The sequence below is a fragment of the Salmonella sp. GDC200615 genome (assembly GCF_050574145.1).
GTDB lineage: Bacteria > Pseudomonadota > Gammaproteobacteria > Enterobacterales > Enterobacteriaceae > Salmonella > Salmonella enterica.
In genome coordinates this window covers 2,905,433-2,918,431 of the sequence record NZ_CP192247.1, presented here as the reverse complement: position 1 = coordinate 2,918,431, position 12,999 = coordinate 2,905,433, and the positions used below count along the sequence as shown (strand labels likewise).

10 protein-coding genes are annotated in these 12,999 nt (G+C 51.5%); 8 read left to right on the top strand and 2 right to left on the bottom strand.

Translation table 11 applies throughout. The features are described from left to right. Positions 1 to 20: 20 nt before the first annotated feature. Both focA and ycaO read right to left on the bottom strand, forming a co-directional pair. Complete coding sequence (gene focA / locus ACQ29O_RS14135) at positions 21 to 878, bottom strand: formate transporter FocA (protein WP_000642554.1); 858 nt, start codon at positions 876 to 878, stop codon at positions 21 to 23. Between the two features lie 404 nt (positions 879 to 1,282). Next, complete coding sequence (gene ycaO / locus ACQ29O_RS14130; protein WP_000194823.1) at positions 1,283 to 3,043, bottom strand: 30S ribosomal protein S12 methylthiotransferase accessory factor YcaO; 1,761 nt, start codon at positions 3,041 to 3,043, stop codon at positions 1,283 to 1,285. Positions 3,044 to 3,179: 136 nt separating this feature from the next. Between ycaO and ACQ29O_RS14125 the strand changes: the two genes are divergently transcribed. The 8 genes from ACQ29O_RS14125 to ACQ29O_RS14090 all read left to right on the top strand — a co-directional run bounded on the left by ACQ29O_RS14125 (position 3,180) and on the right by ACQ29O_RS14090 (position 12,982). Then, the gene (locus ACQ29O_RS14125) at positions 3,180 to 3,872 is read left to right on the top strand and encodes a DUF421 domain-containing protein (RefSeq protein WP_000642867.1); all 693 of its coding nucleotides are present in this window, start codon (positions 3,180 to 3,182) and stop codon (positions 3,870 to 3,872) included. Positions 3,873 to 4,057: 185 nt separating this feature from the next. Then, positions 4,058 to 5,146 (top strand): 3-phosphoserine/phosphohydroxythreonine transaminase, encoded by a 1,089-nt coding sequence (gene serC / locus ACQ29O_RS14120; RefSeq protein ID WP_000079590.1) that lies wholly within the window; start codon positions 4,058 to 4,060, stop codon positions 5,144 to 5,146. 70 nt (positions 5,147 to 5,216) lie between these two features. Beyond that, positions 5,217 to 6,500 carry a 3-phosphoshikimate 1-carboxyvinyltransferase gene (aroA, locus tag ACQ29O_RS14115; protein ID WP_020937049.1) on the top strand — a complete coding sequence of 428 codons (1,284 nt, stop codon included), beginning with the start codon at positions 5,217 to 5,219 and terminating at the stop codon, positions 6,498 to 6,500. Positions 6,501 to 6,642: 142 nt separating this feature from the next. Further along, positions 6,643 to 7,404: a M48 family metallopeptidase gene (locus ACQ29O_RS14110; protein ID WP_000792301.1), complete on the top strand. Its 762-nt coding sequence runs from the start codon at positions 6,643 to 6,645 to the stop codon at positions 7,402 to 7,404. Between the two features lie 172 nt (positions 7,405 to 7,576). Then, complete coding sequence (gene cmk, locus ACQ29O_RS14105; RefSeq protein ID WP_000125007.1) at positions 7,577 to 8,260, top strand: (d)CMP kinase; 684 nt, start codon at positions 7,577 to 7,579, stop codon at positions 8,258 to 8,260. A 113-nt stretch (positions 8,261 to 8,373) separates the two neighbouring features. Further along, positions 8,374 to 10,047 carry a 30S ribosomal protein S1 gene (rpsA, locus tag ACQ29O_RS14100; RefSeq protein WP_000140324.1) on the top strand — a complete coding sequence of 558 codons (1,674 nt, stop codon included), beginning with the start codon at positions 8,374 to 8,376 and terminating at the stop codon, positions 10,045 to 10,047. Between the two features lie 155 nt (positions 10,048 to 10,202). Then, a complete protein-coding gene (ihfB, locus tag ACQ29O_RS14095; RefSeq protein ID WP_000167332.1) occupies positions 10,203 to 10,487 on the top strand; it encodes an integration host factor subunit beta in 285 nt (94 codons plus the stop codon). A 230-nt stretch (positions 10,488 to 10,717) separates the two neighbouring features. Continuing rightward, the gene (locus tag ACQ29O_RS14090; RefSeq protein WP_000705773.1) at positions 10,718 to 12,982 is read left to right on the top strand and encodes a ComEC family protein; all 2,265 of its coding nucleotides are present in this window, start codon (positions 10,718 to 10,720) and stop codon (positions 12,980 to 12,982) included. Positions 12,983 to 12,999: the final 17 nt, after the last annotated feature.

The following is a 12,999-nucleotide window of genomic DNA, read 5'->3' as shown; positions in this document are numbered from 1 at the left end:
ATGTAATGGGCATCAACAGATTAATGATGCTCGTTACCACGCAGGTAAATGACCCAGTATGTCAACCCGACCAACAAACCGCCGCCGATAATATTACCGATCGTGACCGGAATCAGGTTATCAGTGATGAAGCTCATCACGGTCAGGTGAGAAAAACTTTCCGGAGACGAACCAACCGCGGTCCAAAACTCCGGTGTAGCAAAATCGCGTATTACAATACCCATAGGAATCATAAACATGTTTGCGATACTGTGCTCAAAACCGCTGGCGACAAACATGGCGACGGGCAGTACCATGATGAACGCTTTGTCCATCAGGCTACGACCTGAGTAGCTCATCCACACGGCCAGACAAACCATCAGGTTCGCCAGAATACCGAGGCAGACAGCTTCAATAAAAGTGTGGTGCATTTTGTGGTCGGCGGTTTGCAGGACGTTAAGTCCCCATTGACCGTTGGCAGTCATATACTCGCCGGAAAGCCACATCAGTAACACGAAAAGCAGAGCGCCAATCAGGTTACCAAAATAGACGTTTAGCCAGTTTTTAGCCAGTTGCCCCCAGGTGATGCGACCGCTAGCTTTAGCTACAACGATCAGAACAGTAGAGGTGAAGAGATCAGCGCCGCAAATAACACAGAGAATCAGTCCCAAAGAGAAACAGATACCCCCGATAAGTTTCGCCATGCCATAAGGCATCGCGCCAGTACCGGTTGTCACAGTAATATAAAAAACAAAGGCAATTGAAATGAATACGCCGGCGGTAATCGCCAGATAGAAAGTCTTAAGCGGATGTTTCGTTGCTTTATAGACGCCTGCTTCTTCAGCCACTTTGGCCATTGCTGCAGGGAGTAAAAGGTCAAAAGGGTTGTCAGCTTTCACACTAACTCTCTCTTTATTAAGTCGGCGACGAGATACTAACAAAGCATTATAGATGAGAATTTGATATAGATCATATCTCGCCTGGCTTATAGGCCCGTAAGTCGCATGGCTTTTATGCAATTACGGTGTAACTTTTTGATTATCCTAATAAAAATAAATTTTAAAAATTATAAATAGAGTTGAATTTTTTCCTGACTCCTCCTGCTGCACGGTTAATTAATATGGAGTAATCAACAAATAAAGTAACATCACTATGTCAATTAATTTAATATCAACAACCAATATTTAACCTTGTTATTACATTTTTCGCCGTTTAGCGAAAATAAATAAAACGGGGCCGCAAAGGCGCCCCGTAATATAACGCAGCCGAGAGGGTAAACCTACCCTAAGTCACTCATATGGCCTTATTTTGACCAGTATGCCGCTTTCGCGCGCTGTAATTTATCATACGCTTTTAACAAGGACTGATGCGCCGGGAACGCTTGTAGATCGTGGTCGACAGCCGGTAGTCCATAAAAAGCCGCTTCACCGCTAAGCGCGGCGCTGGCGGCCTCTACAGCCTCTGCGCCATACATTTTTATAAAAGCATTGAGATATTGCAGTGGCTGACGCGCATCTTCTTGCGACAGGAGCAGCAGAGTTTGCAGGCAACGGTAATAGTTTGCGCGTGTCGGACTAAAGACCGACGAATTGAACTCCATCGTCCATTCTGTCCAGATTAGCGCCTGCTCCAAATCGCCGCCCGCTAACGCTAACATTGCTTTTAATTCGCCGACGCGCAGTGTATACCAACCATTGTCCGCTCCGGTCGCCAGACCCAACAGTTCACGCACGCGGGTGAAATCGTCAAAACCTTCTTCATCCAATTGTTCAATCAGATTGAGATAATCTTCTTTATTCCAGGCGCTACCGGGCAGCGAAAGCAGAGTCTCACGAAGATGGCTACCCATATTGTTGTTGGCCAGCCACAGATCTTCGGCAGGATAAATATCAGACATTCCCGGTACGATAATACGACATGCGTATACGCCGAGATGCTCGTAATCGGCAATGTAAACTTCTTTATCTTCAGCAGCAAAGATGGCCATCAGCGTGGCGAATTCTTCTTCGGTAGTGCCGGAAAAACTCCAGTCCGTGAACGGATAATCGGCGTCCTGTTTGAACAGATCCCAGGAAATCAGGCCGCTGGAGTCGATGAAGTGGGTCTCCAGATTAGTGTGCTCCGCGACTTCTTCATCATCGAACGTTGGTGGCGTGAAGACATCAAGATCTTTCAGACCGCGTCCCTGGAGTAGCTCGGTCACTGTACGCTCCAGCGCAACGCCAAAGTCAGGATGGGCGCCAAAAGAAGCAAAGCAGGTACCGTTAGCCGGGTTGAACAGCACGACGCAGATAACCGGATACTTACCGCCCAGCGAGCCGTCATAGGCGAAAATCGGGAAACCCTCGGCTTCCAGCGTGGCGATTGACTCCATTACCGCCGGATAACGCGCCATCACCTCTGCGGGAATCTCCGGCAGACTGATACTTTCCGCAATGATGCGATTTTTCACATAACGCTCGAAGACTTCCGACAGTCCCTGAACGCGGGCTTCATTACGCGTATTGCCGGCGGACATTCCGTTAGAGACGTACAGGTTGCCGATGATATTCATCGGAATATACACGGTCTGGTTATCGGACTGACGGGTAAATGGCAGGCCGCAGACGCCGCGAGCTTCATTGCCGGACTGAAGATCAATTAACTGGCTTCCGGTGAGTTCATTTTCCGGATCGTAAAACGCGCGCAGACGGGCATCAAGCAAGCCTTCCGGTACGTCGTCATTTTCAGTCAGCGGGAACCACTTTTCGTTCGGGTAATGCACGAATGGCCCATTGGCGACCGTTTCGCCAAGCCAGAAATCAGCAAAGAAGTAGTTGGTTGACAGACGCTCGAAGTATTCGCCCAGCGCCGAGGCCAGCGCCGCTTTTTTGGTCGCGCCTTTTCCGTTGGTAAAGCATAACGCGCACTCTTTATCGCGAATATGCACTGACCAGACGTTTGGCACCGGGTTCAGCCAGGAGGCCTCTTCGATGTGAAAGCCGAGGTCGAGTAACTTTTGCTGGAAGCGGGCGATGGAGTCTTCCAGCGCGGCGTCTTTGCCGGGAATAAATGTTTGCGTCATGAAAATCACTTTTGTCGTACGGAAAGCGCGCAATGATACGGGTTTTATGTGACGGGCGCTATCTCGCCGGGACATCGGCGGAAATAAAAGTATTGGCTATGCTTTTACACTGGCATTCACAGGAAGAGCATAAAAAATGAAAGCATTTGATTTGCAACGAATGGCGCTGGATAACGTGCCGGTAGCGTTTTTGGGGGAAGTGGCGCTGCGTAGCTTTTACACCTTTGTTCTGGTGTTTCTTTTCTTAAAGGTGACAGGACGACGCGGCGTACGGCAAATGTCGCTTTTTGAAGTGCTGATCATTTTGACATTGGGATCGGCGGCAGGCGACGTCGCGTTTTATGATGACGTTCCGATGCTCCCTGTTCTGGTGGTATTCATCACCCTGGCGCTGCTCTATCGCCTGGTCATGTGGCTGATGGCGCATAGTGAAAAGTTGGAAGATCTGCTGGAAGGCAAGTCGGTGGTCATTGTTGAAGACGGCGAACTGGCGTGGGAAAAACTGCAGCGCTCGAACATGACGGAGTTTGAGTTTTTTATGGAGCTTCGCTTGAATGGCGTTGAGCAACTGGGGCAGGTCAGACTGGCCATCCTGGAGACAAACGGACAAATCAGCGTCTATTTCTTTGAAAATAAAGACGTTAAGCCGGGGTTAAGCATTCTTCCTGAGCACTGTACGCCACGCTTTATCGTGGCGCCGGAGGCTGGCGACTATGCCTGCGTACGTTGCAGTGAAGTGATACGCATGAATATCGGGGAAAAGCAATTATGTCCGCGCTGCGCAAATCCAGAATGGACGAAGGCAAGCCGGGCTAAACGCGTTGTTTAACAGCGAAAATATCGGATTTATACGGTTAAACCGGAAGATTCTGTTGTGTGACGCATGCCGCATTTTCTCCTCGCATTGTTTTACCCATTGCGGCGCGTGTCACTGAATGATAAAACCGATATTCACATGAATAACGTTTGCCTGATGTCTGTCAGGCAGGAAACAATGCAGCGTGGTGAGGGGAAATGGCTCAGGTCTTTAATTTTAGTTCAGGTCCGGCGATGCTACCGGCGGAAGTACTTAAACTGGCGCAACAGGAACTGCGTGACTGGCACGGTCTTGGTACGTCGGTAATGGAAATTAGCCATCGAGGCAAAGAGTTTATCCAGGTCGCTGAAGAGGCGGAGCAGGATTTTCGCGATCTCCTTAATATCCCCTCCAACTATAAAGTTTTATTTTGTCACGGCGGCGGTCGCGGGCAGTTTGCTGGCGTGCCGCTCAATCTGCTGGGCGATAAAACCACGGCGGATTATGTCGATGCTGGTTACTGGGCGGCGAGCGCCATCAAAGAAGCCAAAAAATACTGTGCGCCGCAGATTATCGACGCCAAAATCACCGTTGACGGCAAACGTGCCGTAAAACCGATGCGCGAGTGGCAGCTTTCCGATAACGCCGCTTATTTACACTATTGCCCGAATGAGACCATTGACGGCATCGCCATCGATGAAACGCCGGATTTTGGCCCGGAAGTGGTCGTCACGGCGGATTTTTCTTCTACCATCCTGTCTGCGCCGCTGGACGTCTCTCGCTATGGCGTAATTTATGCTGGCGCGCAGAAGAATATCGGTCCGGCAGGACTGACGCTGGTTATCGTCCGGGAGGATCTGTTAGGCAAGGCGCATGAGAGCTGCCCGTCCATCCTCGACTACACCGTCCTGAATGATAACGACTCGATGTTTAATACGCCGCCGACTTTCGCCTGGTATCTTTCCGGTCTGGTGTTCAAATGGTTGAAAGCGCAGGGCGGCGTGGCGGCGATGCACAAAATCAATCAGCAAAAAGCGGAGTTGCTGTACGGTGTGATTGATAACAGCGATTTCTACCGTAACGATGTCGCACAGGCCAACCGTTCGCGGATGAATGTTCCGTTCCAGTTAGCGGACAATGCGCTGGACAAGGTCTTTCTGGAAGAGTCTTTCGCCGCCGGTCTGCACGCCTTAAAAGGGCACCGTGTTGTTGGCGGGATGCGCGCCTCTATCTATAACGCCATGCCGATTGAAGGGGTAAAAGCGCTAACCGATTTCATGATCGATTTTGAGCGTCGCCACGGCTAATTCGTTTCTTTTTTCATCCCCACGGCCAGTCTGTGGGGTTTTTATTTCTGTTTTTTGAGAGTTGAGTTTCATGGAATCCCTGACGTTACAACCCATCGTGCGGGTCGATGGCGCCATTAATTTACCTGGCTCCAAAAGTGTTTCAAACCGTGCTTTGCTCCTGGCGGCTTTAGCTTGTGGTAAAACCGTTCTGACGAATCTGCTGGATAGCGATGACGTCCGCCATATGCTCAATGCCCTGAGCGCGTTGGGGATCAATTACACCCTTTCTGCCGATCGCACCCGCTGTGATATCACGGGTAATGGCGGCCCATTACGTGCGCCAGGCGCTCTGGAACTGTTTCTCGGTAATGCCGGAACCGCGATGCGTCCGTTAGCGGCAGCGCTATGTCTGGGGCAAAATGAGATAGTGTTAACCGGCGAACCGCGTATGAAAGAGCGTCCGATAGGCCATCTGGTTGATTCGCTGCGTCAGGGCGGGGCGAATATTGATTACCTGGAGCAGGAAAATTATCCGCCCCTGCGTCTGCGCGGCGGTTTTATCGGCGGCGACATTGAGGTTGATGGTAGCGTTTCCAGCCAGTTCCTGACCGCTCTGCTGATGACGGCGCCGCTGGCCCCTAAAGACACAATTATTCGCGTTAAAGGCGGACTGGTATCAAAACCTTACATCGATATCACGCTAAATTTAATGAAAACCTTTGGCGTGGAGATAGCGAACCACCACTACCAACAATTTGTCGTGAAGGGAGGTCAACAGTATCACTCTCCAGGTCGCTATCTGGTCGAGGGCGATGCCTCGTCAGCGTCCTATTTTCTCGCCGCCGGGGCGATAAAAGGCGGCACGGTAAAAGTGACCGGAATTGGCCGCAAAAGTATGCAGGGCGATATTCGTTTTGCCGATGTGCTGGAGAAAATGGGCGCGACCATTACCTGGGGCGATGATTTTATTGCCTGCACGCGCGGTGAATTGCACGCCATAGATATGGATATGAACCATATTCCGGATGCGGCGATGACGATTGCCACCACGGCGCTGTTTGCGAAAGGAACCACGACGTTGCGCAATATTTATAACTGGCGAGTGAAAGAAACCGATCGCCTGCTCGCGATGGCGACCGAGCTACGTAAAGTGGGCGCTGAAGTCGAAGAAGGGCACGACTATATTCGTATCACGCCGCCGGCGAAGCTCCAACACGCGGATATTGGCACGTACAACGACCACCGTATGGCGATGTGCTTCTCACTGGTCGCACTGTCCGATACGCCAGTTACGATCCTGGACCCTAAATGTACCGCAAAAACGTTCCCTGATTATTTCGAACAACTGGCGCGAATGAGTACGCCTGCCTAAGTCTTCTGTTGCGCCAGTCGACGGGCTGGCGCGCCGAGTCCGTATTCGCACTATTTTTATAATTATGACTAATGCTAATTTGTTGATGATTTAACACATTGATTTATGTGTTTTTTATAATAGTTATCAACGGAAGATTAGTATGAAAAATAAATCATTACTACTGGCGGTGGCGATTTCCGCCACGCTACTGGCAGGATGTAAAAATGGCGTGAATGGCAATTTAATCGCCAGTTCAGGCATGTCAGCCTACAAAGCCGCCACACTGTCCGATGCGGATGTTAAGGCATTATCTAATAATGCCTGTAAACAAATGGACAGCGAGAATCAACTGGCAGGTTCGAAAAGCAAATACACCAAACGTCTGAGCAAAATCGCCAAAGCGCTGGGTAACAACATTGACGGTACGCCGGTTAGCTATAAAGTCTATATGACCAGCGATATCAACGCATGGGCGATGGCGAACGGTTGCGTTCGCGTATACTCCGGCCTGATGGATCTGATGACCGATAATGAAATTGAAGGCGTACTGGGCCATGAACTGGGCCATGTCTCTTTAGGGCACTCTCGCAAGGCAATGCAGACCGCTTATGCCACGCTGGCGGCTCGCGATGCGATTTCCGCCACCAGCGGCGTCGCAGCGCAGCTTTCCCAGTCTCAATTGGGCGATCTGGCGGAAGGCGTCATCAATTCGGCGTTTTCTCGCAGTCAGGAGTCGGATGCGGATGACTTCTCTTACGATCTGCTGAAAAAACGCGGGATTAACACCCAGGGCTTAGTCACGGCATTCGATAAATTCGCCACAATGGACGCAGGTCATGCAAAATCATTGATGGACTCCCACCCGGCTTCAGCCGATCGCGCGCAGCATATGCGCGACAGAATTGCCGAAGATAAAAAGTAAATCATTGTCATCTTTCGGGCTGGTTTCTCGCCGGCCCGCTATAATTGCGCAATTATTCCGCATCTGATTACAGACAAAACTGGTTTTTGCACGCAACGTTAACGGTCGCGAGCGTTGGCGCGTATAATGCGCGGCGTTTACGTTAACGGTACGCCTGTTTAAGGAGATAAAGATGACGGCAATTGCCCCGGTAATAACCATTGATGGCCCAAGCGGTGCAGGTAAAGGCACCTTGTGCAAAGCAATGGCGGAAGCATTGCAATGGCATCTGCTGGATTCCGGCGCGATATACCGCGTACTGGCGCTGGCGGCATTGCATCACCATGTCGATCTCGCCTCTGAAGATGCGCTGGTGCCGCTGGCGTCCCATCTGGACGTGCGTTTCGTCTCAACGGACGGCAACCTGGAAGTTATCCTGGAAGGCGAGGACGTTAGCGGCGAAATCCGTACGCAGGAAGTCGCGAACGCGGCATCCCAGGTGGCAGCATTCCCACGCGTGCGTGAAGCGCTTCTTCGCCGCCAACGCGCATTCCGCGAAGCGCCTGGTTTAATCGCCGATGGACGCGATATGGGGACCGTGGTCTTCCCGGATGCGCCGGTAAAAATTTTCCTTGACGCCTCCTCGGAGGAACGTGCGCATCGACGTATGCTACAGTTGCAGGAGAATGGCTTTAGTGTTAACTTTGAACGCCTTTTGGCCGAGATCAAGGAGCGCGACGATCGCGATCGTAATCGCGCTGTAGCGCCGTTAGTTCCTGCTGCTGATGCATTAGTTTTGGATTCTACCCGATTAAGCATTGAGCAAGTGATTGAAAAAGCGTTACAATATGCGCGCCAAAAATTGGCTCTCGCTTAAATGCGACCGAATTTGTAGTACCCCCGTTGCAAAGGATTGACAGCGGGTATGTTAAACAACCCCATCCGGCACGGAGCCAGGTGGACGTTAAATATGAAACCTGAAGATTAAACATGACTGAATCTTTTGCTCAACTCTTTGAAGAATCCTTAAAAGAAATCGAAACCCGCCCGGGTTCCATCGTTCGTGGTGTTGTTGTTGCTATCGACAAAGACGTAGTACTGGTTGACGCCGGTCTGAAATCTGAGTCTGCCATTCCGGCTGAGCAGTTCAAAAACGCCCAGGGCGAACTGGAAATCCAGGTTGGTGACGAAGTTGACGTTGCTCTGGATGCAGTAGAAGACGGCTTCGGTGAAACTCTGCTCTCTCGTGAGAAAGCTAAACGTCACGAAGCATGGATCACGCTGGAAAAAGCTTACGAAGATGCTGAAACTGTTACCGGTGTTATCAACGGCAAAGTTAAGGGTGGCTTCACTGTTGAGCTGAACGGTATTCGCGCGTTCCTGCCAGGTTCTCTGGTAGACGTTCGTCCGGTGCGTGACACTCTGCACCTGGAAGGCAAAGAGCTTGAATTCAAAGTAATCAAGCTGGACCAGAAACGTAACAACGTTGTGGTTTCTCGTCGTGCCGTTATCGAATCCGAAAACAGCGCAGAACGCGATCAGCTGCTGGAAAACCTGCAGGAAGGCATGGAAGTTAAAGGTATCGTTAAGAACCTCACTGACTACGGTGCATTCGTTGATCTGGGCGGCGTTGACGGCCTGCTGCACATCACTGATATGGCCTGGAAACGCGTTAAGCATCCGAGCGAAATCGTGAACGTTGGCGACGAAATCAACGTGAAAGTGCTGAAATTCGACCGCGAGCGTACCCGTGTATCCCTGGGCCTGAAACAGCTGGGCGAAGATCCGTGGGTTGCTATCGCTAAACGTTATCCGGAAGGTACCAAACTGACCGGTCGCGTGACCAACCTGACCGACTACGGCTGCTTCGTTGAAATCGAAGAAGGCGTTGAAGGCCTGGTTCACGTTTCCGAAATGGACTGGACCAACAAAAACATCCACCCGTCCAAAGTGGTTAACGTTGGCGACGTAGTGGAAGTGATGGTTCTGGATATCGACGAAGAACGTCGTCGTATCTCCCTGGGTCTGAAGCAGTGCAAATCTAACCCGTGGCAGCAGTTCGCAGAAACCCACAACAAGGGCGACCGCGTTGAAGGTAAAATCAAGTCTATCACTGACTTCGGTATCTTCATCGGCCTGGACGGCGGCATCGACGGCCTGGTTCACCTGTCTGACATCTCCTGGAACGTTGCAGGCGAAGAAGCAGTTCGTGAATACAAAAAAGGCGACGAAATCGCTGCAGTTGTTCTGCAGGTTGACGCAGAACGTGAACGTATCTCCCTGGGCGTTAAACAGCTCGCAGAAGATCCGTTCAACAACTGGGTTGCTCTGAACAAGAAAGGCGCTATCGTAACCGGTAAAGTCACTGCAGTTGACGCGAAAGGCGCAACCGTAGAACTGGCTGACGGCGTTGAAGGTTACCTGCGTGCTTCTGAAGCATCCCGTGACCGCGTTGAAGATGCGACTCTGGTTCTGAGCGTTGGCGACGACGTTGAAGCTAAATTCACCGGCGTTGATCGTAAAAACCGCGCAATCAGCCTGTCTGTTCGTGCGAAAGACGAAGCTGACGAGAAAGATGCCATCGCAACTGTTAACAAACAGGAAGATGCAAACTTCTCTAACAACGCAATGGCTGAAGCATTCAAAGCAGCTAAAGGCGAGTAATCCTCTGAAACTTCGGGTCTTTTAGTCCGAAGTATAACGAGATTACTTGACAGATTGCAGGTTTCGGCCTGTAATCAAGCACTAAGGGCGGCTACGGCCGCCCTTAATCAATCTCACGGCTGCAGCCAATTTGCCTTTAAGGAACCGGAGGAATTATGACCAAGTCAGAATTGATTGAAAGACTTGCAACCCAGCAATCTCACATTCCCGCTAAGGCGGTTGAAGACGCGGTAAAAGAGATGCTGGAGCATATGGCCTCGACTCTTGCGCAGGGCGAGCGTATTGAAATCCGCGGTTTCGGCAGTTTTTCTTTGCATTACCGCGCGCCTCGTACCGGACGTAACCCCAAGACCGGCGATAAAGTGGAACTGGAAGGAAAATACGTTCCTCACTTTAAACCGGGTAAAGAACTGCGCGATCGCGCCAATATTTACGGTTAAGTTTTAACGCAAAACTTGAACCCGAAAAAAGCACCGTCCAGGGTGCTTTTTTCATTTATACGCCGTCAGGCGCAAACGCTATTCGACCGAAAACTGGAAAACGTTTCGCATTTTTTGCTGCGTCTTACATTTATCAGGTAAAAAACCTGGAATCCGCGCCGTATAGCACAAAATCCCCTCCAGACAATGGCGTCCTGAACCTGCACACTTTCCCGCACAGGGAGGTGTCTATGAAGATAACGACGGTCAGCGTATGCGTAGTATGCGGCATACTTCCGCTCATGATATTGCCAGTATTACCTGATACGTGGATTCTCGCGGTGCTGTTTTGTCTGGCATGTTTGCTTTGCCTCATACCCCATCACTATGCGCGCTACGCGGCATTAACCTTGCTCTTTTTCATGTGGGGGATATTTGCCGCCAGGCAGGCCATCTGGGCGGGAAACGTCCTGCCCGCTGCGACGCAGGAGGCGACAGTCGTCATTACTGCCACCGATCATATGACCACTCATTATGGGCGAATTACCCATTTGCATGGAAAGCCACTCTTTCCTGCTGTAGGGATTGTCCTGCATGGCCAGTACTTACCCACGGAAGTGTGTGCCGGACAGCAGTGGGCGATGACGCTGAAGGTCAGAGCGGTACACGGACAGCTTAACGAAGGCGGTTTTGATAGCCAGCGTTACGCGCTGGCGCAGCACCAACCGTTGACCGGGCGTTTTCTACAGGCTAAAGCGATTAACCCTGAGTGTAGCTTGCGTGGGCGCTATCTTGCTTCGCTTCGCGCTACGCTTGCGCCTTATCCGTGGCAGCAGGTTATTCTGGCGTTGGGAATGGGGGAGCGGGGAGCGGTGTCGCAGGAGGTGAAGGCCGTTATGCGCGATACGGGGACTGCCCATTTGATGGCGATTTCCGGCCTGCATATCGCTTTTGCTGCGTTATTGGCTGCCGGATTAATCCGTGGCGGACAATTCTTTTTGCCGGTCAGATGGATTCGTTGGCAGACGCCATTGCTGGGCGGCATTCTTTGCGCGATATGTTATGCCTGGCTTACCGGCTTACAACCGCCTGCGCTGCGCACGGTGGCGGCGCTGAGCGTCTGGGGAGGATTAAAATTAAGCGGACGACAGTGGAGCGGCTGGCAAGTCTGGTGCTGCTGTCTGGCCGCGATTATTTTCGCCGATCCTGTGGCGGTTATATCACAAAGTCTTTGGCTGTCAGCATTTGCGGTTGCCGGCCTGTTATTCTGGTATCAGTGGTTTCCTGCGCCAAACGGAAATTTTCCACGGGGCTTACGTTGGTTGCTTAACCTGCTTCACCTACAGGCAGGCATTACACTTCTGCTTTTGCCTCTCCAGGTGGCGCTTTTTCATGGCATAAGCGTTACCGCAATGCTGGCGAATCTTTTTGCCGTACCCTGGGTCACATTTGTGACGGTTCCGCTCATCCTGGCGGGAATGATTCTGCATTTAACCGGGCCGTTTTTTCTTGAAGAGTGGGTATGGTACCTGACCGATCGCGCGTTAGCCGCGCTATTTTACCTGTTGAATGCTTTACCGCAGGGCTGGGTCAATATTGATAACCGTTGGCAGTGGCTGACGCTTTTACCCTGGCTAACGCTTATCGCGTGGCGATTAAACGTCTGGCATACCTGTCCGGCGGTCTGTTTATGCGGGTTATTGTTGATGAGCTGGCCACTCTGGCGGCCGATAAACGCCAGCGGATGGCAGGTGCATATGCTGGATGTCGGTCAGGGGCTGGCGATAGCGATCGTCAGGGGCGATAAAGTAATACTCTACGATACCGGTCGGGCATGGCCGGAGGGCGACAGCGGGCAACAGGTTATTATTCCTTGGTTGCGCTGGCATAATCTGACGCCGGAGGGCGTTATTTTGAGTCATGAGCATCTGGATCATCGGGGCGGGCTGCGTTCGCTACAGCAGGTCTGGCCGTCAATGTGGATTCGCAGCCCGTTAGGCTGGCAGGGACATTTGCCCTGTTTTCGCGGTGAGCAGTGGCAATGGCAGGGGCTAACGTTTCAGGCGCACTGGCCGTTACGCGAAAGTGCCGATCGAGGAAATAACCGCTCCTGTGTGGTCAAAGTGGATGACGGCGTACATAGCATCCTGCTCACGGGCGATATTGAAGCGGGCGCTGAACAAAAAATGCTAAGTCGTTACTGGCGACATCTTGCGGCGACGTTTATCCAGGTGCCGCATCATGGTAGTAATACGTCGTCGTCGCTACCATTTATTCAGCGCGTACATGGTGAAGCGGCGCTGGCGTCCGCATCGCGCTATAACGCATGGCGGCTGCCGTCCCGCAAGGTAAAACAGCGCTACCGACAGCAGGCGTATCAGTGGTTTGATACACCCCACCAGGGGCAAATTTCGCTGCTGTTTTCTCCGCAGGGCTGGCGCATACAAGGCTTACGGGATCAAATTTTACCTCGCTGGTATCATCAGTGGTTTGGCGTGTCCGAGGATAACGGGTAGAATATGCGGCTATTTCA

Coding starts and splice junctions, on each gene's coding strand:
- aroA (WP_020937049.1), top strand. CDS start 5,217: ATGGAATCCCTGACGTTACAACCCATCGTGCGGGTCGATGGCGCCATT.
- ACQ29O_RS14125 (WP_000642867.1), top strand. CDS start 3,180: ATGAAAGCATTTGATTTGCAACGAATGGCGCTGGATAACGTGCCGGTA.
- ycaO (WP_000194823.1), bottom strand. CDS start 3,043: ATGACGCAAACATTTATTCCCGGCAAAGACGCCGCGCTGGAAGACTCC.
- ihfB (WP_000167332.1), top strand. CDS start 10,203: ATGACCAAGTCAGAATTGATTGAAAGACTTGCAACCCAGCAATCTCAC.
- ACQ29O_RS14090 (WP_000705773.1), top strand. CDS start 10,718: ATGAAGATAACGACGGTCAGCGTATGCGTAGTATGCGGCATACTTCCG.
- serC (WP_000079590.1), top strand. CDS start 4,058: ATGGCTCAGGTCTTTAATTTTAGTTCAGGTCCGGCGATGCTACCGGCG.
- ACQ29O_RS14110 (WP_000792301.1), top strand. CDS start 6,643: ATGAAAAATAAATCATTACTACTGGCGGTGGCGATTTCCGCCACGCTA.
- rpsA (WP_000140324.1), top strand. CDS start 8,374: ATGACTGAATCTTTTGCTCAACTCTTTGAAGAATCCTTAAAAGAAATC.
- cmk (WP_000125007.1), top strand. CDS start 7,577: ATGACGGCAATTGCCCCGGTAATAACCATTGATGGCCCAAGCGGTGCA.